General features: G+C 64.7%; 20 protein-coding genes and 1 tRNA gene. 12 read left to right on the forward strand and 9 right to left on the reverse strand.

Annotated elements, in window-relative coordinates:
- Positions 1 to 14: 14 nt before the first annotated feature.
- The 6 genes from rho to argS form a co-directional block, all read right to left on the reverse strand.
- Positions 15 to 2,171: a transcription termination factor Rho gene (gene rho, locus ACZ2GY_RS10680; protein WP_471671847.1), complete on the reverse strand. Its 2,157-nt coding sequence runs from the start codon at positions 2,169 to 2,171 to the stop codon at positions 15 to 17.
- 350 nt (positions 2,172 to 2,521) lie between these two features.
- Positions 2,522 to 3,472: a homoserine kinase gene (thrB, locus tag ACZ2GY_RS10685; RefSeq protein ID WP_471671848.1), complete on the reverse strand. Its 951-nt coding sequence runs from the start codon at positions 3,470 to 3,472 to the stop codon at positions 2,522 to 2,524.
- A 13-nt stretch (positions 3,473 to 3,485) separates the two neighbouring features.
- Complete coding sequence (thrC, locus tag ACZ2GY_RS10690) at positions 3,486 to 4,616, reverse strand: threonine synthase (RefSeq protein WP_277359703.1); 1,131 nt, start codon at positions 4,614 to 4,616, stop codon at positions 3,486 to 3,488.
- On the reverse strand, positions 4,616 to 5,950 hold the full coding sequence (locus ACZ2GY_RS10695; RefSeq protein WP_471671849.1) for a homoserine dehydrogenase: 1,335 nt from the start codon (positions 5,948 to 5,950) through the stop codon (positions 4,616 to 4,618). The genes thrC and ACZ2GY_RS10695 overlap by 1 nt, the downstream gene beginning before the upstream one ends.
- Positions 5,951 to 5,958: 8 nt before the next feature.
- The gene (lysA, locus tag ACZ2GY_RS10700) at positions 5,959 to 7,419 is read right to left on the reverse strand and encodes a diaminopimelate decarboxylase (RefSeq protein WP_471671850.1); all 1,461 of its coding nucleotides are present in this window, start codon (positions 7,417 to 7,419) and stop codon (positions 5,959 to 5,961) included.
- Position 7,420: 1 nt separating this feature from the next.
- Positions 7,421 to 9,061: an arginine--tRNA ligase gene (gene argS, locus ACZ2GY_RS10705; RefSeq protein WP_346028111.1), complete on the reverse strand. Its 1,641-nt coding sequence runs from the start codon at positions 9,059 to 9,061 to the stop codon at positions 7,421 to 7,423.
- Positions 9,062 to 9,235: 174 nt separating this feature from the next.
- On the opposite strand from argS, the gene ACZ2GY_RS10710 reads away from it, so the two are divergent.
- The 9 genes from ACZ2GY_RS10710 to ACZ2GY_RS10750 all read left to right on the forward strand — a co-directional run bounded on the left by ACZ2GY_RS10710 (position 9,236) and on the right by ACZ2GY_RS10750 (position 16,469).
- Entirely contained in the window at positions 9,236 to 9,700 is a 465-nt protein-coding gene (locus ACZ2GY_RS10710; RefSeq protein ID WP_346028110.1) for an FMN-binding protein, read from the forward strand.
- Positions 9,697 to 10,566 carry an FAD:protein FMN transferase gene (locus tag ACZ2GY_RS10715; RefSeq protein ID WP_471671851.1) on the forward strand — a complete coding sequence of 290 codons (870 nt, stop codon included), beginning with the start codon at positions 9,697 to 9,699 and terminating at the stop codon, positions 10,564 to 10,566. Before ACZ2GY_RS10710 ends, ACZ2GY_RS10715 begins: the two co-directional genes overlap by 4 nt.
- Positions 10,567 to 12,078 (forward strand): ferredoxin--NADP reductase, encoded by a 1,512-nt coding sequence (locus tag ACZ2GY_RS10720; RefSeq protein WP_471671852.1) that lies wholly within the window; start codon positions 10,567 to 10,569, stop codon positions 12,076 to 12,078.
- Between the two features lie 99 nt (positions 12,079 to 12,177).
- A tRNA-Arg gene (locus ACZ2GY_RS10725) sits at positions 12,178 to 12,250 on the forward strand.
- Positions 12,251 to 12,328: 78 nt separating this feature from the next.
- Complete coding sequence (locus ACZ2GY_RS10730; protein ID WP_471671853.1) at positions 12,329 to 13,102, forward strand: DUF4129 domain-containing protein; 774 nt, start codon at positions 12,329 to 12,331, stop codon at positions 13,100 to 13,102.
- Positions 13,099 to 13,602 (forward strand): hypothetical protein, encoded by a 504-nt coding sequence (locus tag ACZ2GY_RS10735; RefSeq protein WP_346028107.1) that lies wholly within the window; start codon positions 13,099 to 13,101, stop codon positions 13,600 to 13,602. Before ACZ2GY_RS10730 ends, ACZ2GY_RS10735 begins: the two co-directional genes overlap by 4 nt.
- Positions 13,599 to 14,576: an AAA family ATPase gene (locus tag ACZ2GY_RS10740; RefSeq protein ID WP_471671854.1), complete on the forward strand. Its 978-nt coding sequence runs from the start codon at positions 13,599 to 13,601 to the stop codon at positions 14,574 to 14,576. The genes ACZ2GY_RS10735 and ACZ2GY_RS10740 overlap by 4 nt, the downstream gene beginning before the upstream one ends.
- Positions 14,566 to 15,942, forward strand: coding sequence for a DUF58 domain-containing protein (locus tag ACZ2GY_RS10745; RefSeq protein ID WP_471671855.1), 1,377 nt, complete (start codon positions 14,566 to 14,568; stop codon positions 15,940 to 15,942). Before ACZ2GY_RS10740 ends, ACZ2GY_RS10745 begins: the two co-directional genes overlap by 11 nt.
- 8 nt (positions 15,943 to 15,950) lie before the next feature.
- Positions 15,951 to 16,469: a hypothetical protein gene (locus ACZ2GY_RS10750; protein ID WP_277357868.1), complete on the forward strand. Its 519-nt coding sequence runs from the start codon at positions 15,951 to 15,953 to the stop codon at positions 16,467 to 16,469.
- Here the strand turns inward: ACZ2GY_RS10750 and ACZ2GY_RS10755 are convergent.
- Positions 16,447 to 17,028, reverse strand: a complete 582-nt coding sequence (locus ACZ2GY_RS10755) for a DinB family protein (RefSeq protein ID WP_277357869.1) — start codon at positions 17,026 to 17,028, stop codon at positions 16,447 to 16,449. The two genes, ACZ2GY_RS10750 and ACZ2GY_RS10755, sit on opposite strands and share 23 nt — an antisense overlap.
- A gap of 87 nt (positions 17,029 to 17,115) precedes the next feature.
- Between ACZ2GY_RS10755 and ACZ2GY_RS10760 the strand changes: the two genes are divergently transcribed.
- From ACZ2GY_RS10760 to hrpA, 3 genes are read left to right on the forward strand one after another with little or no spacing between them, the layout of a single operon-like run.
- Positions 17,116 to 18,123, forward strand: a complete 1,008-nt coding sequence (locus tag ACZ2GY_RS10760; RefSeq protein WP_471673584.1) for a helix-turn-helix transcriptional regulator — start codon at positions 17,116 to 17,118, stop codon at positions 18,121 to 18,123.
- Positions 18,124 to 18,156: 33 nt separating this feature from the next.
- Entirely contained in the window at positions 18,157 to 18,843 is a 687-nt protein-coding gene (locus tag ACZ2GY_RS10765; protein ID WP_471671856.1) for a DNA alkylation repair protein, read from the forward strand.
- A gap of 37 nt (positions 18,844 to 18,880) precedes the next feature.
- Complete coding sequence (hrpA, locus tag ACZ2GY_RS10770; protein WP_471671857.1) at positions 18,881 to 22,807, forward strand: ATP-dependent RNA helicase HrpA; 3,927 nt, start codon at positions 18,881 to 18,883, stop codon at positions 22,805 to 22,807.
- Positions 22,808 to 22,892: 85 nt separating this feature from the next.
- Here hrpA and ACZ2GY_RS10775 read toward each other — a convergent pair whose 3' ends face one another.
- Positions 22,893 to 23,318 (reverse strand): HIT family protein, encoded by a 426-nt coding sequence (locus ACZ2GY_RS10775; protein WP_277357873.1) that lies wholly within the window; start codon positions 23,316 to 23,318, stop codon positions 22,893 to 22,895.
- Positions 23,315 to 24,376, reverse strand: coding sequence for an NAD(P)-dependent alcohol dehydrogenase (locus ACZ2GY_RS10780; RefSeq protein WP_346028101.1), 1,062 nt, complete (start codon positions 24,374 to 24,376; stop codon positions 23,315 to 23,317). Before ACZ2GY_RS10780 ends, ACZ2GY_RS10775 begins: the two co-directional genes overlap by 4 nt.
- Between the last annotated feature and the right edge of the window lie 53 nt (positions 24,377 to 24,429).

The raw sequence follows: 24,429 nt of genomic DNA on the forward strand, positions 1-24,429 counted from the left end.
GAACGGCTACTCAACTAATCGTTGTCGCTTTTTGATCCAAGCGTGGTCTTCTGGACCTGCATGAGGAACTCGACGTTCGACTGCGTCTCCCGGATCTTGTTGGTGAGCAGCTCGAGTGCCTGCTGCTGCTCCAGTCCGGAAAGGACCCTGCGAAGCTTCCACATGATCTTGACCTCGTCCGGCGAGAGCAGGTTCTCCTCGCGCCGGGTACCCGATGCGTTGACATCGACCGCGGGGAAGATGCGCTTGTCCGCGAGGTTGCGGGACAGTCGCAGTTCCATGTTGCCGGTGCCCTTGAACTCTTCGAAGATCACTTCATCCATCTTCGAACCGGTCTCCACCAGCGCCGTGGCGAGAATGGTCAGCGAGCCGCCGTTCTCGATATTGCGGGCTGCACCGAAGAAGCGCTTCGGCGGGTACAGGGCCGCCGAGTCGACGCCGCCGGAGAGAATACGGCCCGAGGCAGGTGCTGCCAGGTTGTAGGCGCGTCCCAGGCGGGTCATCGAGTCAAGGAGTACGACGACGTCCATTCCCATCTCGACGAGGCGCTTGGCGCGCTCGATCGAGAGTTCGGCAACGGTCGTGTGGTCGTCAGCCGGGCGATCGAAGGTAGAGGCGATGACCTCACCCTTGACCGTGCGCTGCATGTCGGTGACTTCCTCGGGACGTTCGTCCACGAGCACCATCATGAGGTGCACTTCCGGGTTGTTCACCGTGATGGCGTTGGCAATAGCCTGCAGGATCAGGGTCTTGCCGGCCTTCGGAGGCGACACGATGAGTCCACGCTGGCCCTTGCCGATCGGCGCCACCAGGTCAATGACGCGCGGACCGATCTTCTTGGGCTCGGTCTCCAGGCGCAGGCGCTCGGAGGGGTAGAGCGGAACGAGCTTCGCGAAGTCCACGCGGTCCTTCAGCTCTTCAGGGTTCTTGCCGTTGATGGAGGTCAACCGGACGAGCGCGTTGAACTTCTGGCGGGTGCTGCTCTGGCTCTCGCCCTCGCGCGGCGCACGGATGGCACCGACTACGGCATCGCCCTTGCGCAGCCCGTACTTCTTGACCTGGGCAAGAGAGACGTAAACGTCGTTGGCTCCTGGCAGGTAACCGGAGGTGCGCACGAATGCGTAGTTCTCGAGGACGTCCAGGATGCCTGCAACGGGCAGCAGGACATCGTCATCGGTGACCTCGACGTCGTCGACGTCCGGGTTCTGGTTGCTGCGCCCCCGACGGCGCTCGTTGCGGTCGCGGAACCGGTTGTTGCGGTCATCCTCGCGGTTGTTGCGGTTACGGTTGCGCCGGTTGCGGCTGTTGCCTTCGTCGCGGTCGCCGCGGTTGTCCCGGTCACGGTCGTTCCGGTTGTCCCGGTCGCCACGGTTGTCACGGTCGCCACGGTCTCCGCGATCATTCCGGTTGTCCCGGTCGTTCTGGTTATCGCGGTTGTCTTCGGTTGAACGGCGATCGTCATTGGAGCGTCGCTCGTTGCGGTCGCGGTTGCGGTCGCGGCGGTCATTGCGCCGCTCGCCCTGGCTATCCGAACCCTCGGAGTTCTCAGCATTCTGCTGCGCGCCCTGCTCGGCACCGTCGGTCTCAGATGCTTGCGCACTGCCCTGTGCCTCAGACTCGGTGCGTCGCCCACGGCGCCCGTCCCGGCTGCGGCGGCCTCGATCCGGAGTTTCCGAATCAGCTCCGGAATTCTCCTGGACGGCCCCGCCCTCGGACTCGGCCGCGGAGCCCACAGCCTGATTGCCCTGCGCACTGTCAGAGGCAGCCTGCTCCGTCTTTACGACGCCGTCGCTTCCCGCCCGCCTATTACGGTTACGGGTGCGGGTTGGCCGCTCGGCAGGCTCAGCTGCCTGCTCCTGCGATGCAGCACCGGCACCGTTCTGTGCAGCAGCGTTGCCTGACGAAGACGATGCATTCTCGTGTGCCGGAGCCTGTGCAGACGTCGCCTTGGGGCGGTCTGCCACTGCCGAGCCGCGCTGGTGGTCGGAGATTGCGGCCACGAGGTCACCCTTGCGCATCCGCGAACCTACGGTGATACCAAGCTGACCGGCAAGCGCCTGCAGCTGGGCGAGCTTCAGTCCGGCAAGCCCGGAACTTTTGGAAGCTGGTGCGCCGTTCGTTTCGGCGGCTTGGGTATCCACGCCTGTCGGCAGGTCAGTGGTTTGAGTCACGAAGGATTCCTTCCCCCTCGTCGGGCGATCCATCTCTGATGTGGATCGCGGTTTTGGTTTGCCCGCCGCCAAGTCAGAAGAGTTGGAAGCTAAGGTTTCGGTGCTGGCCGGATGCTTTCCGGCGTGGCCGAGCGTGCTGGAGACCTCGAGCCCCAGTGCGTAGCAGTCACGATGTGACTGCTGCCGCATCAGGTTCTGGGAGGTACACCTGAGATTGAGCCACTGCTGACACACAGGCAGTTTCACGACGGTCACAGAAGATGACGGCCAGATCAACAGAAGCACATCTGAATACGGAACTGTCTTCGTAAGATCGGTGCGTGATGAACGTCAACGATTCAAGCAGGCAATTACCGTTGGTGCACCTTCACTTTAGCACCTTCTGTGTCCACGTTCAGCCGTAGAACACGCCAGTCAATACCCTCATCCGCACCGACGACGATGCGCTGGACCGCCTCGATGACCGCGGCTGCCTGGTCCTGACCCACGGCAAGCGTCATTACTGTAGGCCCGGCGCCGGAGATCACCGAGGCGAAGCCCTCGGATCGCAACGCCCGCATCAGTGTGGCACTGTGCAGCATGGCCTGGGCGCGGTAATCCTGATGCAGCAGGTCCCTGGTCCCATCGAAGAGAAACTCGGGCGAGTTTGTCATCGCGTGCACCAGCAGGGCGGCGCGGCCGGCGTTGGATGACGCGCTGTTATGCGGTACGGAAGCGGGCAACAGGGCACGCGCTGCCTCTGTCGACAGTTCGCTGGCGGGAATGGCGACAACAGGCACTACATCAGGATGCACCGGGAGGATGGTGCTCTGGTAGGCACGACCCGTTTCCCACGAGATCGCCAGTGAACCCAGCAGCGCCGGTGCCACATTGTCCGGGTGTCCCTCGAGCGTGGAGCACAGTTGCAGGACAGCGCGCGCATCCATCCGGGCGGACTCGGGAAGAATCGCGTTGGCCGCCAAAACGGAGGAGACGATTGCCGCCGCGGAAGACCCGAGGCCCCTGCCATGGGGAATCACGTTCCGTGTCTCGATTTCCAGGCCGGGGCTGGCGAACCCTGCACGCTCCAGCGTGCCGAGGATAGTTGCTGCAACCAGGTGCGTCTCGTCCCGCGGCAAGGACTCCTCGCCCTCTCCGGTGACCGTCACCGTCGTCGTGCCGGTTTCGGTGGTCCGGACACGGATGGAATCGTAGAGCGTCACGGCCAGCCCCAGGCTGTCGAAACCGGGGCCGAGGTTGGCGCTGGTTGCCGGGACTTCCACCGAAACCTCCTGCCCGGACGCAACCATGGCCTCAGTCATGGCCGGCGCTCCGCTAAGCATCTGCCCGCTGGCCCACGTGCGAGTCCGCCAGGCCCAGCGCCCCTGCAACGCTGACGACGTCGAACTCCACCTTGGTGGGCTCAACGTCAGAACCGTCCGCCGCCTTGAGCGCCCACTGCGGGTCCTTGAGGCCATGCCCCGTGACTGTAATGACGATGGTCTTGCCCTCCGGGACGTCTCCGGCTGTGTGCTTCTTGATCAGGCCCGCAACGCCGGCAGCCGACGCCGGTTCCACGAAGACGCCCTCACGGGACGAAAGCCAGCGGTGCGCCTCGAGGATCTCCTCATCGGTCACCGCCTCGATGAGCCCGCCCGATTCATCCCGCGCGGTGATGGCCTGGTCCCAGGACGCCGGATTGCCGATGCGGATGGCGGTGGCGATGGTGTCCGGCTCAGTCACGGGGTAGCCCTTCACCAGCGGCGATGCCCCTTCGGCCTGGAAGCCCCACATGATGGGGGTGCGAGTCGATACCGCGGGCAATTCCCCTGCTGTGGGAGAGGTATAGGGCTGCGAGTACTCCTTATAGCCCTTCCAGTAGGCGGTGATGTTTCCCGCATTGCCCACAGGCAGCAGGTGATAGTCGGGGGCGTCGCCAAGGGAATCAACAACCTCGAAGGCGGCTGTCTTCTGGCCCTCGATGCGTGCAGGGTTCACGGAATTCACGAGGAACACCGGGTAGGACTCCGCCAGTTTCCGGGCCACATCGAGGCAGTTGTCGAAGTTGCCGTGCACCTGCAACAGCTCTGCGCCGTGGGCTATGGCCTGGCTGAGTTTGCCCATGGCGATCTTGCCGTCCGGCACCAATACCGCGCAGGTCAGACCGGCCTGCGTTGCGTAAGCCGCAGCGGACGCCGAAGTGTTGCCAGTGGAGGCGCACACGACGGCCTTCGCCCCGGCTTCAACAGCCGCGGTGATGGCCATGGTCATGCCCCGGTCCTTGAAGGAACCGGTCGGGTTCATCCCCTCGACCTTCAGGTACACGCTGCAACCGGTGAGCTCCGACAACGCCGGTGCGTGCACCAGCGGCGTTCCACCTTCACCCAGCGTGATCACGCGCGTGGACTCCGTCACCGGCAAACGGTCAGCGTACTCGCGGATAACCCCGCGCCATTGGTGAGCCATCAGAGTCCCTCTACTCGGAGGACGGAGGTCACTGCATTGATGACGTCCAGGTCCTGGATATGTTTCACAGTTGTTGCCAGCGCGGATTCGGTGGCCCGGTGTGTGACGATGCGCAGTTCCGCGCTCGCCGCCCCGCCGTCGCTTGCCGGGTGGATAGTCTGCCGCATGGTCTCGATCGAGACGCCGTGCTCGGCGAAGAGTTGCGCGATCCGAGCGAGCACGCCGGGCTGGTCCGCCACGTCCAGGCCGATGTAATAGCTCGTGTTCACCATGTCGATGCTGAGCGCAGGGACGTGGCCCGTCGTTGTTTCGGTTCGGCCCGGACCGCCAAGCACCATGCGGCGGGCGGCGCTGACCACATCTCCGAGGACGGCGGAGGCGGTCGGTGTTCCGCCGGCTCCCTGGCCATAGAACATGAGCTCGCCGGCGTTCTCCGCTTCGACGAAGACCGCGTTGAACGCTCCGCGCACCGCGGCGAGTGGATGCTCACGCGGCAGGAGGGTGGGGTGCACGCGGACGCTGACGCCGTCGTCGCCCGCTTCATCCTTCAGCAGCTCCGCAATGGCGAGCAGTTTGATGACGTAGCCGGCGTCCTTGGCCGCGGAGATGTCCTCCGCCGAGACGGAGGTGATGCCCTGGCAGTGCACGTTTTCCAGCGCGAAGCGCGTGTGGAAGGACAGGGAGGCGAGGATCGCCGCTTTGGCAGCGGCGTCATATCCCTCGATGTCCGCCGTGGGATCGGCCTCGGCGTAACCGAGGCGCTGCGCGTCGGCCAGTGCATCGGCGAACTGGGCGCCGGTGGAGTCCATCTGGTCCAGGATGTAGTTCGTGGTCCCGTTGACAATACCGAGGACGCGCGTGATGCGGTCTCCCGAGAGGCTGTCGCGGATCGGGCGGAGAATGGGAATGGCTCCGGCGACGGCGGCCTCGTAGGACAGCTGGACGTGCGCCGCGTCCGCGCGCTCGTAGAGGGTGGGCCCGTCCTGGGCGAGCAGTGCCTTGTTGCCGGTGACCACGGTGGCTCCGTGGTCGATCGCCCGCAGGATCAGGGTGCGGGCGGGTTCAATTCCGCCCATGAGCTCAATGACGATGTCCGCTCCCTCCACCAGGGATTCCGCATCCGTGGTGAACAGCTCCCTGGGGAGCTCGGCCTCACGGGGTGCGTCGATGGATCGCACCGCAATGCCGGTGAGCTCCAGGCGCGCACCGATGCGGGCGGCCAGGTTGTCGGCGTCCTCGAGGAGGATCCGCGCAACCTGTGAACCGACGTTTCCGCAGCCCAGCAGGGCCACACGCAGTGTGCCGTCGGAAACGGTGGTGTGGGGGGCATTCATCAAATCGATCAGGCTCCTGCTTCCAGAGTTGCTCGGTCGTTTCCCGTCTTGCGCAGCACATCGCGCGAGAGGAGGTCTTCTTCGGTTTCGCCGCGCACGATGATGCGTGCCTCGCCGTCCTTCACCGCGACCACAGGGGGTCGGGTGAGGTAGTTGTAGTTGCTGGCCAGCGACCAGCAGTAGGCGCCTGTTCCCGGCACCGCAAGCAGGTCTCCATGCGTGGTGTCGCCGGGCAGGTAGACGCTGCGCACAACGATGTCACCGCTTTCGCAGTGCTTCCCGACTACGCGCGAAAGCACCGGCTCCGCTGCGGAGGTGCGTGATGCAACCACAGCCGAGTAGTCGGCGTCGTACAGCACCGGGCGAGCGTTGTCACTCATTCCGCCGTCAACTGAGACGTAGCGGCGGGGGTGGGAGGCGCCGTCGACGTCCGCCTGCACCGTCTTGGTGGTGCCGGCGGTATACAGGGTGAAGGTGCTTGGTCCGGCGATGGCGCGGCCGGGCTCGATCGAGATCCGCGGCGCCCGCAAACCGTGCGCAGCGCACGCCTCACCGACGACGGCGGCCATTGCCTTGGCGATGGCCGCGGGCGAGCGCGGGGTGTCTTCCTCGGTGTAGGCGATGCCGTAGCCCCCGCCCAGATCGAGTTCCTTCAGTTCGACGCCGTGACGGTCCCGGACCTCGGCGAGGAAGCCCAGGAGGCGGCGCGCCGCCAGCTCGAACCCGGCGGACTCGAAAATCTGTGACCCGATGTGGCTGTGTACTCCGAGCAGGCGGATGCAGGGGTGGTCCAGTGCCGCAGCTACGGCTTGCGCCGCTGGTGATTCCGTGCCCGACGACGACGGCGCCAGCGACAGCCCGAACTTCTGGTCTTCGTGCGCGGTGGCAATGAATTCATGCGTGTGCGCGTGCACGCCTGGAGTGAGCCGGAGCATGACATTCGCGGTGGCGCCGCGGGCCTGGGCGAGCGCGCCGACCCGCTGCAGCTCATCGAGGCTGTCAACCACGATGCGGCCGACCTCGAGATCGAGCGCACGGTTCAGCTCGGCGTCGGACTTGTTATTGCCGTGCAGCGCGAGTTGGCGTCCCTGCAGGCCCGCGCGGAGCGCGACCGCCATCTCACCGCCGGACGCGGTGTCCAGGCGCAGGCCCTCCTCCGATACCCAGTGGGCCACCTCCGAACAGAGGAACGATTTGCCCGCGTAGTAGACGTCCACTCCACCGCACAGGTCGCGGAACGCAGCGTTGAACGCCTCCCGGAAATTCCTTGCCCGTGTGCGGAAATCTGTTTCCGAGACCACGTACACAGGGGTGCCGAACTTCTCAGCGAGTTCGGTCACAGAAACACCGTCCACGGACACGGCGCCGCTTCGCGTCCTGGTGACAGTGGATGCCCACAACGCCGGGTTGAGCTCGTTTGCGTCAGCCGGGTAGGTAAGCCAGCCGGGAGCCAGAGGTGAGGCGGGCACGCTACATCCGTTCCGGCGCGGAGACGCCCAGCAGATCGAGGCCGTTGGCGAGCACCTGCGTCACGGCGTCATTCAGCCAGAGCCGGGTGCGGTTGGTGTCAGTGACCGGCTCATCACCCAAGGGCGTCACGCGGCAGGCGTCATACCAGCGGTGATACGCACCGGCAATGACCTCGAGATGCCGTGCAACCCGGTGCGGCTCACGGAACTTCGCAGCCTGCGCCACAACGGCCGGGTAGGAACCGAGGTGGGCAAGCAGCTCACTGTCCGCCGGCTGGTCGAGGGCACCGGCGTCGAACGCCGAGCGGTCAACTCCGGCGGCGGCCGCGTTGCGTGCCACGGCGCAGGTGCGGGCGTGGGCGTACTGCACGTAGAACACCGGATTTTCGTTGGTGTTCTTCTTCAGCAGCTCCGGATCAAGGGACATCGCCGAATCAGCGGGAGACCTGCCGAGCGAGTACCGCAGCGCGTCCGCTCCCAGCCAGTCGAGGAGATCGCGGAGTTCGATGATGTTTCCGGCGCGCTTGGACAACCGGGCACCATTCACCGAAACCATCTGTCCGATGAGCACCTCGATATTGGCGTCCATGTTGTCTCCGGCGCAGGCGGCGATGGCCTTCAGGCGGCCGATGTAGCCGTGGTGATCGGCACCGAGGAGGTAGATCTTCTCGGTGAAACCGCGGTCCTTCTTTGAAAGGTAGTACGCGGCATCCGAAGCGAAGTAGGTCGGCTCGCCGTTGGCGCGGATGAGGACGCGGTCCTTGTCATCGCCAAAATCGGTGGTGCGCAGCCAGACCGCACCGCCGTCGTCGAACACGTGGCCCTGCTCGCGCAGCCGGTCCACCGCCTGTTCAACAGCTCCGCCGGAGTGCAGACCTGTTTCGGAGAAGTAGACATCGAAGTGGACACGGAAAGCCGCCAGGGTCTCCTTGATGTCATCCATCTGCGCGCGGTAGGCAATGTCCCGGATTACAGGCAACGCTTCGTCGTCGGGCAGGTCCGCGACCTCGGGGCGCTCAGCGAGCACGGTGCGTCCGAGATCGGCAATGTACTCACCCGGGTAGCCGCCCTCCGGCGTCGGCCGGCCCTTGACGGAAGCCAGCACGGACGCGGCAAAGTTGTTCATCTGGGTACCGGCATCGTTGATGTAGTACTCCTTGGTGACATCCGCACCGCTCGCGATCAGCACGCGCGCAAGGGAGTCACCGAGGGCAGCCCAGCGGGTGTGCGCCAGATGCAGCGGGCCGGTGGGGTTCGCAGAGACGAATTCCATATTGATTGTGTGGCCTGCGAGCGCGGCGTTGGTCCCGTACACCGGGCCCGCCTCAACGATGTTCCGAGCCAATTCCCCGGCGGCGGCTGCGTCCACTCGGATGTTGAGGAATCCCGGACCCGCGATTTCCACGGAGGCAACACCGTCGAGCGCGTCCAGGCGGCCCTTGAGCAGTTCCGCGAACGCACGCGGATTCATTCCGGCCTTCTTCGACAGCTGAAGCGCGATATTGGTGGCCCAGTCCCCATGCTCGCGGCTCTTGGGCCGCTCAACCCGCACCTCTGAGGGCAGCTCCACATCGATCTCGCCGGCAGCGACGGCGTCTTTCAGGCATGAGGAGATTGCGGAGGAGAGTTCTTCGGGAGTCACTCATCCAGCATAACGGCGCGGGTCTAATCCCCCGGATTCTGTGACGGACGCCTTACTCGGGGTTCATCCATACCGTGGCCCATCCGGAGTACCGCACTGAACCGAATCAAGTTCGCTAGCGTTGTACTTCGAGCGCAGACCGGCCCCAGCTGCGTCTGAAACCAAGGAGATTCTGTGACCCCCGCCGTAAACAAGCCATACCAGCGCTGGGCCCTGACGGGGCTCGCCGCCGTTTCCCTCCTGGGGTCGGCTGCCTGTGCTGCCAGCCCGACGCCGGCACCGGGCGCAGGTGGGGATGCCGCCAACGCGGCAGAACCGGACACCGCGGGGTCCGCAACCGGCGACTACGCCGACGGCACGTACTCGGCCACCGGCTCCTACCAGACCCCGGGTGGTGAGGAGGAGATCGGAGTAACGATCACGCTTGCATCGGGCAGTGTCAGCGACGTACAGACAGAGCCGATGCCGAGCAATCCCACCACGGAGCTCTACCAGGGCAAATTCAGCAGCGGCATCGCGGAACAAGTCGTCGGAATGCCGCTCAGTGAACTGAACGTTGACAAAGTGTCCGGATCATCCCTGACCAGCGGCGGATTCAGCGACGCCATCGAGCAGATCAAGGGCGAAGCCGCGCAGTGAGCCCCGCGGGCCAGTGGCAGCGGTTCAGCTTCGACGCCATCGGCACCGCCTGGCACATCGACACCCCTGCGGAGTTGTCGGCGAACGCGCTCGCCGTCGTCGTCCTTGCCGTTGAACAGTACGACGCCGTCTACTCCCGTTTTCGACCCGACTCACTCGTTGCGGCGCTCGCCGGGGGCGGCAGCATCACCCTTCCGCCGTCCGGTGAGGCGCTGGGCGATCTCTACCGGATGCTCTACCGGCTCACGACTGGCGCCATGTCTCCCCTGGTGGGAGGGTCCCTTGAACAACTGGGGTACGACGCCGGCTACTCCTTTGTGCCGCACGGCGGACCTGTGCCGGCGGCTGTCTGGGACGAGCAGTTCGAGTGGAGCGGGAGCACAATCCGGTCCGAGCGCCCGGTGACCCTGGATGTCGGCGCGGCCGGTAAAGGACAACTCGTTGACCTCGTGTCCACAGCACTGCACTACGCCGGCTACCCGGAGCACACCATTGACGCCGGCGGGGACATGCTGCACCGGGGGCCCACGCCGCTGCGGGTCGCCCTGGAGCACCCGTACACCGCTGATTCGGCGATCGGCGTGGTGGACCTCCAGGACCGCGCGCTGTGCGCATCCGCGTCCAACCGCCGCCGCTGGGCGGACGGCCTGCACCATGTCCTTGATGCCACAACCGGGCAATGCGTGGATACAGTGGTGGCTACCTGGGTACTGGCTGACGACGCGATGGTTGCGGACGCTCTCGCCACTGCCCTTTTCCTTGTTCCACCCGAGGTACTGCTGGCCGAGTTCGACTTCGACTACGTCCGGATCAGCTCCGAGGGACGCGCGCAGTATTCCCTATCCCTGGCAGGAGCGTTGTTCTAGATGGCCGGACGGCTGAAGTGGCTTAGCAGGTTCGACACGTTCCTCGGCCGCGCCACCATGTATCGGCTCGTACTGATCCTGCTGCTGATCCTGGCGGCGTACGCGTTTATCCTCTCTGCCCTCGGGCTTCTTGCCTTCACACCGGCGGAACTCGGCGTGACCTTTGCCACCGCTGTTATCACCTCGTGGGGCGGCACGCGCGTCATGGCGATGATGCTTCGTGCGCGCCCGCACACGGAATCCTCAGTCATCACCGGCCTGCTGCTCTTTTTCGTGATGTTCCCCTCTGACGACGCCAGCGGTGTGGCCGGAATTGCGCTGGCGGGACTCCTGGCGTCCGCGTCGAAATACCTCATCGTCGTCCGCGGGCGGCACATCTTCAATCCGGCCGCGTTCGGAGCAGTGGCGGTAACGCTGCTGGGCCTTGGCGCCGCAGCCTGGTGGGCAGCCAATCCCGCCATGCTGCCGCTCGTGCTCCTCGCCACGCTCCTGATCCTCTACCGGACGCGGAAACTTCCGATGGGAGCCGTCTTCATCGTCCTCGCCGTCGGCATCCTGGTGGTGCGCCTCGCCGCCGGCGGCACTGATCCTGCCGCTGCCCTGCAGTTGGTCTTTGTGTCGTACCCCGTGATTTTCCTGCTCGGTTTCATGCTGACCGAACCGCTGACCCTCCCGCCCCGGCGCTGGCAGCAGTTGCTCGTTGCGGGCGTCGTCGCAGTAGTACTGGCGCTGCAGATCAGTATCCCGCCGGTGTTCCTCGGGCCGGAGTACGCCCTGCTGATCGGAAACGCCGTCGCTTTCGGCATGGGCCAGCGGCGGCGCATCCGCCTGCGTTTCGAGGGATCGCGGCAGTTGACCCCGACCAGCGCGGAGGTCTCCTTCATTCCGGACAAACCCGTCCGGTTCGAACCCGGCCAGTACATGGAACTCACCCTTCCGCATGCGCGGGCGGACCGGCGCGGCTTCCGCCGCATCTTCAGTATCAGTTCAGCGTCCGACGACGGAACGGTCCGTTTTGGCCTGCGCCTCTCGGACCCGCCCAGTTCCTTCAAGGCAGCACTGCTGAATCTCAGGCCCGGCGCTCACGTCGATGCAACGAGTGTTGCGGGTGACTTCCTCCTTCCTGCCGATCCGTCAGTGCCGCTGATGCTGTTCGCAGGAGGTATCGGCGTCACGCCGTTCCTCAGCCAACTGCGCTCGCCTGCAGGAGCAGAACGCGACATCATCCTCATCTATGTTGTGAGCGCGCCGGACGAGCTCGGCTATGTCGACGAGCTGGCCAACTTCCGGGTGGTGCTGTTTTGTCCCGGAGAGCCGGGACCACTGCCCGCTGCCTGGACGCACGGCGGCGGAAGCTTCCCCAGCGCCGATGAACTGCGCTCCCTTGTTCCGGACCTTGACCGGCGGCGCGTCTATCTGTCGGGTTCCCCGAGTACTCTCGCGCGGGCCAAACCCGTCATCCGCGACGCCGGCGGCAGGTCCATCCGAACCGACGCTTTCCTCGGTTACTAGCGCTTTTCCGGCACTGCCGGCAGGGGTTTCGTTCCGCCAACTTTTCCCTGCTAAGCTTCATAAGTCCCTTTCGTCCAGCGGTTAACACCGGTTGGCCGTGCCCTCGTAGCTCAGGGGATAGAGCGTCTGCCTCCGGAGCAGAAGGTCGTAGGTTCGAATCCTATCGAGGGCACTTTTCGTAGCTGCCGGGCTCCCGGCCAGAGCGCACCACCTAGACTGATCCCACGGACGAGTTACGCGGGAGGCCTTGATGCAGGTGCGCAGATTCGCCGCAGTGCGCGCCGAACCCCTCCTGCTTTTCGGCATCCTGACCTTGCTCCTTGTTATGGTCGCGGCCGGTTTCGTTGGCCCGCTGAGCGCTGTGGCTCCTGATCTGGAGCTGAACAATGGCGCCCTTCTTCCCACCGCTGAGCCCACCCCCTCCAGCACGGAGTCTGCACAGGACGAGTCGCGGGAGCTTCCTGATGCAACGGGTTCCTCGCTGCCTGTTGTGATCTTCACGATCGTTCTGCTCGTCTGCACCTTCTACCTCGTTTCCTTCCTGGTATCCCTTCGCCGCGAGAGGTTGCCGTACGCGGACCAGGTTGACTACGTGCATGATTCCAGCGCTGCCGGGAGTCGGGAGGCTGACCGGGGCGTCGTCGTCGACGGTCTCGCGCGCGCCGAAGCAGAACTGTCTGGGCCAGCCGATTCGAGGAACGCGGCCGTTGCCTGCTGGCTCGCGCTTGAGCGCGCAACTTCGGCTGCCGGCCTGCCGCGAATACGCCAGGAAACGACGTCGGAATATGCCGGACGGGTACTCACGGCTTTCAGCGCACCGGCGGCCCACGTCGCTGTTCTGCGTCGCCTCTATGACCGGGCCCGGTTCGGCGTCAACGCCGGCGCCCGGATGACTGAAGAAGACCTTGACAGCGCACGGACGAGCCTCGCTGCCATCAGTGCGGCCGTCAGTAATCACGATCCGGCAGCTCGCCGGCCCGGCCGGCCAACGCTCCGTCCTTCGGTACGGAGGGATTACCCGTGACCGCGGGACAGTGGAGGGTAGCCGCCCTGCTTGTGGTGCTCGCCCTCGCGTCCTCGATCTTCCTCACCCTCGATCCTGCGCACGCCGCGGTCCTGGTGACAGCGGCATTCACGGCCGGTGCGGTGAACGGCATCCTTGACAACCTTGACGCCGATCGCCTGCCTGCCTTGAGCACGCGGCCGCGGTCGAAAGGTTTGGCCGAGGTGCAGGCACTCGAATTTTCGCTGTCCGGCTCCCGATCCGGGCTGGGCGCGCGCGCGGTCAACCAGTTGGCCGACGTGGCAGCTCGAGTGCTTGAATCGCGGCGGATGGACCCTTCCACCATTGGAGGACCGCTTGGTACCCTCCTCGCTGCCCGGCGGGGAACGGACCCGTCAGCCGTGATTGACACAGGGGTGTTCGACGCTGCAATGGACCAGCTGGAGCAGCTGGTCCTGGCGGGTCCGGGCCAGCTGCCCGATTCCCGCCAGGTCCCCCAACCACCGAAGGATTATCTATGACGCGAGGCCTCCCGCCTGAAGAAGCCGCAGCTCGATGCGGGAACGTCCTGAGCGAGATCGGAACCGTGGTGGTCGGAATGGACACCACGCTCAAACTCGCACTTGGAGCGGTTCTCGCAGGCGGCCACGTCTTGTTCGAGGACCTGCCCGGACTCGGCAAGACGCTCGCCGCAAAAACCATGGCGCAGGCTTTGGGACTGGAATTCCGACGACTGCAGTGCACGCCGGACCTGCTGCCCTCCGACGTCACGGGTTCCTCCATCTTCGACCCGGCCGAACGCCGGTTCGACTTCGTGCCCGGTCCCGTCTTCACCAATCTGCTGCTGGCGGACGAGATCAACCGCACCTCACCCAAGACGCAATCAGCACTCCTGGAAGCCATGGCCGAAGCCCAGGTGTCGGTCGAGGGCCGCACCCTTGTCCTCGATCAGCCATTCCACGTATTCGCCACTGCTAATCCGATTGAGTTCGAGGGCACTTATCCCTTACCCGAGGCGCAGCTGGACCGGTTCCTCATCCGTGTCGACGTCGGCTATCCGCAGCCGTCGGCCGAGCAGGACATCATTCGCCGCCGCCTCGCCCGGGGCACGGAGGCCACCACAGTACGCACCGTGCTGGATCCCGGCGAACTCCTGGAGCTTCAACGGGCGGTCAACCGCGTTGACGTCGATCCCGACGTCATTGACTATGCGGTACGGGTCACCGCCGCGACCCGCACGCACGATGCCGTCGATGTCGGGGCCTCCCCTCGCGGTTCACAGGCGCTGGTCCTGCTGGGGCGTGCGCTGGCGCTGATGGATGGCCGGGCGTTTGTCCTTCCCGAGGACATCAAGCTGGGAACCAAACCCGTACTTGCACACCGGTTGACCCTGACGCCCGGTTCATGGGCACGCGGCATACGGGCAGTGGACATCGTTGCAGAAGTTGTGGACCGGGTGGCCACTCCAACCACCGCGTCGGCCCATGAGCGGTAAGGGCGGCTTTCGCCCCGGAGGTCAGTGGAGTCTCGCCTCGATCACCATGATGGTGTGCGTCGTCGTCGGGCTGTTCATGGGCCGGCCAGACGTCGTCGTGCTTGGTCTTCCCCTCGCTTTTGCCGCCGCCTCAGGGTGGAGCGCACTCCGGCCGCCGCCGGCCGGGCAGGCACGATCCTCCGCTGGTATGGAGGCAACGACGTTCGGGATCGAGCCGGACCCTGGAGAGTCCGACGAGGGACGCCGCACCTTCCGCGTGGCCTCCGGCGGTCCAAGCGGCATCGCGCTGATTCAGGCCGCTGCCGCGGGAGGTCCAGCTGTCTCCGCCCTTGTGCTTCTCGGCGGGCCATTCGCTGTTTCGGTTCCCGTTCCGCGGTCAGGCCGAGCGAGGGTGCTCACGGTCGGGGCGGCCGCGCTGACCCTTGACGGCGTCATGCGTCAGGAGGCCCGGGAGCTTGAGCCCGTGCGGCTGACTGTTCTGCCGCGGGTTCGCGAAGCCAGGCTGCTTCCGCTGCCTCACCGTCTGCAGGGCCGCACCGGCGAGCATACCTCTCGAAGCATCGGAGACGGCGGGGAGCTTCGGAGCATTGATGAGTTCCGTCCCGGGGACCAGCTGCGACGCATCGACTGGCGGGCAACGGCGCGCCAGTCAGGGAATGAAGACCGCCTCTTCGTCCGCCGCTCCTACGCCCGCTCCGAAGCGGGCGTCCACCTCGTTCTGGATACGGCACACGACTATCCCGCCCGGCTCCGCGCCTGGTTCCCGCTGCGCACTGAACCTGTGAACGCGCTCAGCTCGCTCCACCTCGCGCGGGAAGCAGCAACACTGCTCGCCGCGTCCTATCTTGCTGCGGGTGACCGGGTAGGGCTGAACGATCTCTCCGCCAGGCATTGGCCCGTGCGGGCCACGGGCGGGCACCGGCAGCTTGAACTGATCCGCACCCAGCTCGCCCTGATGACGGCGTCCGGACGGCCCGAGCAGTCCTCACGCGATCCCGGCGCGCCGGCAGGTTCCCTCATCTACGTGATGAGCACGTTTACTGACGAGGAACCGGCGAGACTCATGGGGTTGTGGCAGGCGGCAGGTCACCGGGTCATCGGTGTGGACATTCTTCCAGCGCTGGAAGGCAGCGCCGTTTCCCCTTCCGGCCGCCGGGCCTCGCGCCTCGTGCTGCTAAGACGCCGCGAAGTGATGAATGCTCTGGCGGTGTCCGGGATGGCGGTTCTTGGCTACCGCGGCGGAGGATCGATCGCCGCGGGCGGCGCGTTGGACTCGATTCCCGGACAACTTCCCCTCGAAACGGGGTTGGCGTCGCTGCGTCGCCCGACCGGGAGCTACCGGTCCGCGGTAGGCGGACCGGTATGAGTGGCAGGTTGAGTACACGCCCGCCGGAGGCCGACCGATCGCTGAATATCGGCCCCTCATTTTCGGCGGGTTGGCTGCGGATCTTCGCCTTCGCACTGTCTGCCGTGCTCGGTCTGTCGCTATGGCAGAACACTGCCCTGGTACTTCTGCCGCTGGCTTTCTTCGCGGCTTCGGTGCTGGTTCCATTCGTCCTGCTACCTCTTGGATCACTCCTGTTGATCGTCGGCAGCTATGCGGCGATCGTTCCGAGTGGATCCTGGGCGGTCTTCCCTTATGCCGCCGGACTCCATCTGCTTTTCGTGTGTTACGCCCTGCTGCTCGGCATCCCGCGACGGACAGACCTGAGCACAGCGGCGGCGCTGAAGTTCCTTGTTCGCGCCGGGAAGATTCAGATGCTTGTGCAGCCGGCGGCGGCCGTCGCCCTGCTCGTGCAGGACGCCGGAACTCAACCGGTGCTCGTCACTATCGCCTGCATTGTCCTGGCAGCGTGGACGTTCTGGCTGGTCAGGACGTTGCGGCGAATCTAGCATCCCTGCCAAGTCCATGCGCCCAAAGGTCCCGCAGCAGCGCGATCTCGGCAAGATGATGGATCATCTCACGGTTGATGTGCTGTATGAGCGCAGCCATGGGAGCCTCTGCAAACGGACCTTCGGCAGGTCCCACCGGCCGCTCCAGGGCATCGGGTGACAGTGCGGACACAGCACTGTGCCAGTGCGCGTACATGCCGTCCAATTGTTCGAGAGCCGCGACAGCTGTACCCGGGTACTCATACGTTTCGTAGCTGACCGGCACACCGCCGAAGTGCGACTCCAGCCGCCCTCCCAGCACGCCGACCAGGATGTGGCCAAGCCGCCAGGCAATGGTGGTGACTGGAGCCGGCGCCGGTTCAGGAACGGCAAAGTCGATCGTATAGTCTCCGCTGCCGACCTGCAGCGGTGCTGTGCCCGTGCCGCGCGGCCTCACGCTCCAGCTACCGGGTACGGGCTCCCAGAAGTACTCGTCATCACCCAGCCCTTCCAATCGTGGCCGCGCGTGATTCTTCCAGTGCCATTGAAGCTGGTCGGTCAGCTCCCTGCGAATGTCCATTGGTATTTCCTTCCGTGAGTGGGGACCATTCCAGTGTAGAAAGCATTGCGGACAGCAACTGTCCGCATGGATCGGTACCGTGGTGTCATGTTGGAAACCTCGGCGCGGCTGCTGCAGCTTCTTTCCCTGCTTCAACTCCGGCGCGAGTGGACTGGGCCTGCCCTCGCGGAGCGGATGTCCGTCACCGAGCGCACCGTCCGCAGGGACATCGGCAAGCTGCGCACTCTCGGTTACCCTATTCACGCTTCCCCGGGCATCGCCGGCGGATACCAGTTGGGCGCGGGTGCCCAACTGCCTCCGCTGCTCCTCGATGATGACGAAGCCCTCGCCGTTGCCATCGGCTTGAGTGCCGTCACAGCGAGTCCTGTCTCGGGCCTCGGTGAAGCGTCGGTGAGAGCCCTCACCAAGTTGGAACAGGTCCTTCCCGGCAGGCTACGGCCGAAGTTCGCCGGACTGCGCACCGCCGTCACCCGGATGGCTGCGGTCAGCACACCGGTCAATCCGGAAGTGCTCACTGCTTTCTCAGCCGCCATTACGGAGCGTCGGGTGGTGGTCTTCCGGTATGAACGCCATGACGGTGAATCTTCCCGCCGGGTCGTTGAGCCGGTTCGTCTGGTGGACACCGGCCGCCGGTGGTATCTCGTGGCGTGGGACACCGGCCGGCAGGACTGGCGGACGTTCCGCGTGGACCGGTGCCGGAGCGTGCCCTCGCCGCGGGATAGATTTTCCGGACGTCCCCTTCCTGCCAGCGATCTTGCCGGCTACGTGCAAAAATCCATCACACGGTCGCCGTACAGCCATGACGTGGTGGTTCGGATTCACGCCTCTGTTGCAGATGTCAGCCAGTTGGTCCCGCCCAATATCGCTGAACTCGAGGACGACGCCGGACGCACCATTATGCGGTTCGGCGCAGATTCGCTCGAATGGCCTCTGATGCATGTCGCGGCTCTGGGCTTCGATTTTGACATCCTCGAACCTCTCGCACTCCAGGAACACGCCATCACCGTTGCCGCGCGGCTGATCCACGCGGCCGGACCCACCGCCCACGCCACGGCGCCCGGTGACGGTCATGGACCAGTTTCACGTTCGTCATAGGCTGGATCCGGCACACAAGGACAGGAGACCACCATGGTTGAAGCAGAGCACGCGGAGACGACGGTCGATGAGGTAATGGCCGAGCTTGCCGCGCTCGAGGACCCGAAGATGCGCGCGGTGAACCTCAGGCACGGCGATGACCACGGAGTGAACCTCAGCAAGCTGCGTGCGCTTGCCAAGCGCCTGAAGACGCAGGAGGTGCTGGCCTCTCAGCTCTGGGAGACAGACGACACCGCAGCGAGGCTCCTCGCGATTCTGATCTGCCGCCCCAAAACACTCCGACCGGATGAGCTGGATACGATGCTGCGCACGGCACGCGCACCCAAAGTCGAGGACTGGCTCATCAGCTACGTGGTGAAGAAGAATCCGCACGCGGAGGATCTGCGCCTCACCTGGTTTGCTGATCCGGATCCGGTGGTCGCCGGCGCAGGCTGGGCGCTGACCGCGGACCGGGTGGCGAAGAACCCCGATGGGCTTGACCTGCCGGGTCTTCTGGATGTCATCGAGACGGAGATGAAGAACGCACCGGACCGCCTGCAGTGGGCCATGAATACCTGCCTGGCCCAGATCGGGATTGCACACCCCGAACACCGCACCAGGGCGCTGGAGATCGGCGAGCGGCTGGAGGTGCTGAAGGACTACCCGACCTCCCCCGGCTGCACCTCGCCGTTCGCACCCGCATGGATCAACGAAATGGTGCGTCGACAGGAGGCCGGATAGGGCAGCCGGATGGCTCCGAGTAAACTTTGAAGCAATCATGTCGCTGACAATCACTTACCCTGCCCAGCTCCCGGTCTCGGAACGGCGGGCAGACATCATGGCTGCCATCGCGGCGAACCAGGTCACCATCATCGCCGGCGAAACGGGCTCGGGAAAAACCACGCAGATTCCCAAGATGTGCCTGGAACTCGGCCTTGGCCGGTCCGGAATGATCGGCCACACCCAGCCGCGCCGCCTTGCGGCCCGTACCGTTGCCGAACGCATCGCCGAGGAACTGGGCGTCAGGCTCGGGGAGGAAGTCGGCTACCAGGTCCGGTTCACCGGAGAGGTGGGTCGGAGCACGCGCATCAAGCTGATGACGGACGGTATCCTGCTCGCCGAGATCCAGCATGACAAGCTACTGAAGAAGTACAGCACCATCATCATCGACGAGGCCCATGAGCGCAGCCTCAATATCGACTTCATCCTGGGTTACCTCAAGCGCATTCTGCCCAAGCGTCCCGACCTGAAGCTCATCATCACTTCGGCCACCATCGATCCGCAGCGCTTCGCAAACCACTTCGCGGCGGATGAGGCTGCGCCGGATAAACAGCCAGCGCCTATCATCGAGGTGTCCGGGCGGACCTACCCGGTAGAGATTCGTTACCGCCCGCTCAGCCAACCCGCCGGTGACACAGGGTCTGACGCTGAGCTCGGCGCACAGGACGAGCTTGAGGAAGACCGCGACCCACTGGACGCTGTGTGCGACGCCGTTGACGAGCTTGCCCGCGAAGCGCCCGGCGACATCCTGGTCTTCTTTTCCGGCGAGCGCGAGATCCGGGATGCAGCCGATGCACTCCGCGCACGTGTGCAGGTGAACCCGCGGCTACGTGGCACGGAGATCCTGCCCCTCTTTGCCCGCCTGTCCCTGCAGGAGCAGCACCAGGTCTTCAAGCCGGGCGGGACGGGACGGCGCATTGTCCTCGCTACCAATGTCGCCGAAACGTCACTGACCGTTCCCGGGATCAAGTACGTCATTGATACCGGAACCGCCCGCATTTCCCGGTATTCGCACCGTACCAAGGTGCAGCGGCTGCCTATTGAGCGGGTGTCGCAGGCCTCTGCGAACCAGCGGTCCGGCCGCTGTGGCCGCGTATCCGACGGCATAGCGATCCGCCTCTACTCCGAGGAGGACTTCGAATCCAGACGCCCCTTCACGGATCCGGAAATTCTCCGTACCAATCTCGCTGCGGTCATCCTTCAAATGACGGCCATGGGAGTGACCCGCGGACCGAAGGACGTCGCAGCCTTCCCCTTTGTGGAACCACCGGACTCAAAAGCAATCAACGACGGCGTCACGCTCCTTCGCGAGCTCGGCGCGCTTAGCGCGGACGGCAGCATTTCGCCGGTGGGTCGGCAACTGGCCCAACTGCCCGTTGATCCGCGGCTCGGGCGCATGATCGTTGAGGCCGGGCGCCGCGGCTGCACCAAAGAGGTCATGGTCCTGGCTGCGGCACTCACCATCCAGGACCCGAGGGAGCGTCCGCAGCCGGACCAGGCTGCGAAGCTCCAGAGTGCAACCGAAAAACACCGCCGGTTTGCGGATGAGAAGTCAGACTTCACGGGATACCTCAACCTGTGGCGGTACCTGCAGGAGCAGCAGAAGGAACTGTCCTCCACCCAGTTCAGAAAACTGTGCCGCAACGAATTCATCAATTACCTGCGCGTACGCGAGTGGCAGGATCTCTTCGCTCAGCTGCGGCAGCTCGCGAAGCCGCTGGGGATCACACTGGCTCCCAGCGCAGTGGATCCGGTGGGCCGCCATGATGCGATCCACATCAGCATGCTGTCCGGCCTGCTCAGCCACATTGGCCTCTATGATCAGCGCAAGCGCGAATACTCAGGCGCGCGCGGCACCCGCTTTGCCATTTTCCCGGGCAGCGCGCTGTTCAAGAAGAGCCCTGATTGGGTGATGGCCGCGGAGCTGGTGGAAACTTCCCGGCTATGGGCCCGTGTGGTGGCAGCGTTTGATCCTCTCTGGGCCGAGGAGGTGGCGCCGGATCTGGTGAAGCGCAGCTATAGCGAGCCCCATTGGTCCCGCAAAATGGGCTCAGTCATGGCCTATGAGAAGGTCACCCTCTACGGCGTACCGATTGTGCCCCAGCGGCGCATCAACTATGGCCGCATCGACAGGGAGCTGGCCCGTGAGCTCTTCATTCGCCATGCCCTGGTGGAGGGCGACTGGCGCACCCATCACAAGTTCTTCCACCGCAACAAGGCGCGCATCGCCGAGATCGAAGAGATGGAAAACCGGATGCGCCGCCGCGATCTCATGGTGGACGACGAAACACTGTTTGCCTTCTACGATGCCCGCGTGGGGCAGGATGTGGTGTCCGAGCGCCACTTCGACAAGTGGTGGAAGCAGACACGCCAGGACCATCCGGATCTGCTGGACTTCAAGCCCGAGGAACTGCTCAGCCGCGATGCCGACCTTGACGAGACGGCATTTCCGAAGACATGGCACCAGCAGGGCTTTGACCTGCCGCTCCGTTACGAGTTCTCCCCCAACATCCCGGGTGCCTCGGACGGCGTCACGGTGCAGGTGCCCATCCTGTTCCTGAACCAACTGGAGCCTGCCCCTTTCCAGTGGCAGATTCCCGGGTTGCGCGTCGAACTTGTTGCCGCGCTCATCAAATCGCTGCCCAAGCAGGTGCGCAAGAATTTCATTCCCGCACCCGACGTCGCACGGAGCGCCGTCGATGCCCTGCACGCCGATTTCGATCCGGGCAGAGACGCACTTGAGCCATCGCTGGAACTGGCCCTGCGCAGGTTGAAGGGACACATCATTCCCCCGGGGTCCTGGAACCGTAATGCCCTGCCGCCGCACCTCTTGATGAGCTTCGAGGTGGTGGACGGGAACGGCCGCATTCTGGACGAAGACAAGGATCTGCAGGCGCTCCAGGAGCGGCTTGCCGCGCAGACCCGGCGGGCAATCGCCGAATCACTCGGGGCCACCCCTGGATCTGTTCAGCGGATTTCGAAGGCAGCAAGCCGAAAGCAGGAGGCAGCGCCGTCGTCGTCACCGTCAGCGTCGCCAGCGGCCACACCAGGCATCAAGGAGGTCAGCGGCGCAACCGCGTGGACTTTCGGAACTATCCCGCGGGACGTTTCCAGGCTTGTCGGCGGTCACCGGGTGACCGGGTATCCCGCGCTCGTAGCTGAGGATAACGCCGTCGGACTCAGGGTTTTCCCCGACGCCGCCGGGCAGGCAGCTGCCATGCGGGCGGGTGTTATCCGCCTGCTTGCGCTGCGGGTTCCTAGCCCAGCGCGCTACGTCCTTGAGCACCTGAGCAACGCCGAGAAGCTCACGTTCAGCCAGAATCCACACGGCAGTGTCGCGGCGCTGATTGAGGACTGCGCCATCGCGGCCATCGACAAGCTCACGCCCGAGGAGCTGCCGTGGACCGTCAGCGAGTTCGATGCGCTGTACGAGAACGTCCGCGCCGAACTCATCGATACCGTGTTCATCGTTACGGCAACGGTTGAGAAGATCCTCGCAAGTGCACGCAGGATCGAAAAGCGACTGAAAGGCACCACGAGTCTGGCGCTCATCACCGCACTCAACGATGTGAAGAGCCAGCTTGAACAGCTCGTCTTCCCCGGCTTTGTCGCAACGACCGGATACGCGCAATTGACCCATCTGCCGCGGTATCTTGCCGGCATCGAAAGGCGGCTCGAGAAACTGGAGACCAATGTCCAGCGCGACGGCGTGAATACCGCAGCAGTGCAGCGCCTGGAAGACGAGTACGACGACGCCGTGGCCGCAGTGGCTCCAAACGGACGGCCCGTGCCGCCGGCGTTACGACGGGTTCGCTGGATGCTCGAGGAACTCCGGATCAGCCTGTTCGCCCAGGAGTTGGGAACCGCCTACTCGGTCTCCGAAAAGCGTATCCGGACAGCTTTGGGCGAAGCACTCGCCGCCTGAGAACCGGGAAATTTTGCGCAGCTCCGGCGGGTTCGGCACCCCTCGAACCCGCTGAAGGTGCCCAAAAGTTCGGTTGGTTGAGGGTTCAGTCAGGGACGTTGTCGCCGAACCCTGCGCTTCGCAGGCCCGCGCGGAGCCGTTCCGCATTTTCGTCGAGCTTCGCCGGATCGGGATTATGGTCCACGTTGTGTACGTCAAAGTCAGCCGGGCTCTGCGTCGGCCAGATGTGCACATGCACGTGCGGAATTTCGTAGCCCTCCATGAGCACTCCGATGCGCCGGGAGTGAAAGGCTGACTCCTGAACTTTGGCAATTTTCTGCGCCACATCCATGACCTTGCCGAGCAGGTCCGGGTCCAGGTCCACCCAGTGCGCAACCTCGTGGCGTGGCACCACCATGAGGTGCCCGTCAGTGATGGGCTCTATGGTCAGGAACGCCACCACGTCCTCGTCCTTCCAGACGAACCTGCCCGGGATTTCCCCGGCGATGATCCTGGTGAACAGCGTGCTCATAAGTCCTCCTTCAGGGATCCGGCATCAAGCACGAAGCGGTACTTCACGTCGCCTGCAACCATGCGGTCATACGCGGAGTTGAGCTGGTCAGCAGAAACGAGTTCTATATCCGATGCCACCTGGTGCTCGGCACAAAAATCAAGCATCTCCTGGGTTTCTGCGATACCGCCGATGAGTGAGCCCGCGTACTTGCGTCTCTTCCGGACCAGCAGTCCCGGGTCAACGGCGGGCATCGGGTCCGCCGGCAGCCCGAGCTGGAATAGTGCACCGTCCAGGCGAAGCGCGCGGATCAGGGGGTTCAGCTCATGAGGCGCCGCCACCGTATCGATGACGACGTCAAGCGTGTTGGATACGGCTGCCATGGCGTCCGCATCCCTGGACAACACCACGTGATCCGCTCCCAGTTCGCGTGCGGCGTCCATCTTGCCGGACGAGGTGGTGAAGACCGTCACCTCCGCCCCCATCGCCTTGGCGATCTTCACCGCCAGATGTCCGAGGCCACCGAGCCCGACGACGCCGACAGCGTCACCTTTCTCCACGCCGAAGTGGTTCAGCGGCGAGAAGGTGGTGATCCCGGCGCACAGCAGCGGCGCAGCGGCGGCTGGGTCCATGGACTCCGGTATCCGGAGAACGTAGCCCTCATTCACGACAATCGAGGTCGAGTAACCGCCCTGGGTGACTTCACCGTCACGCCTTCGGTCCGGAGTCCCGTAGGTAGCGGTCATTCCGTTGACGCAGTACTGCTCCAACCCTTCCGCACAGCTTCCGCATTCGCGGCATGAGTCCACCATGCAGCCGACTCCCACCCTGGCGCCGACCGCAAAGGACGTCACGGATGCCCCGACCCGGGTGACCCGGCCTACAATCTCGTGGCCGGGCACCAGGGGGTAGCGGGCAGTGCCCCATTCGCTGCGGGCTGCATGGACATCCGAGTGGCATAGTCCGCAGTATTCGATGGCGATTTCGACGTCGTCGTCCTCAGGTTCCCTGCGTTCGACGGTTGTGCGTCCCAGTCCGCTGGAGGCCGAGGTGGCAGCGTAGGCGTGTGCGATGCTCATAACGGCTACTCTCTCACGGGCGAACGCGTGCAACCGAGCTCGTCCGGTGCAGG

The organism is Arthrobacter sp. KKT183 (assembly GCF_055657625.1).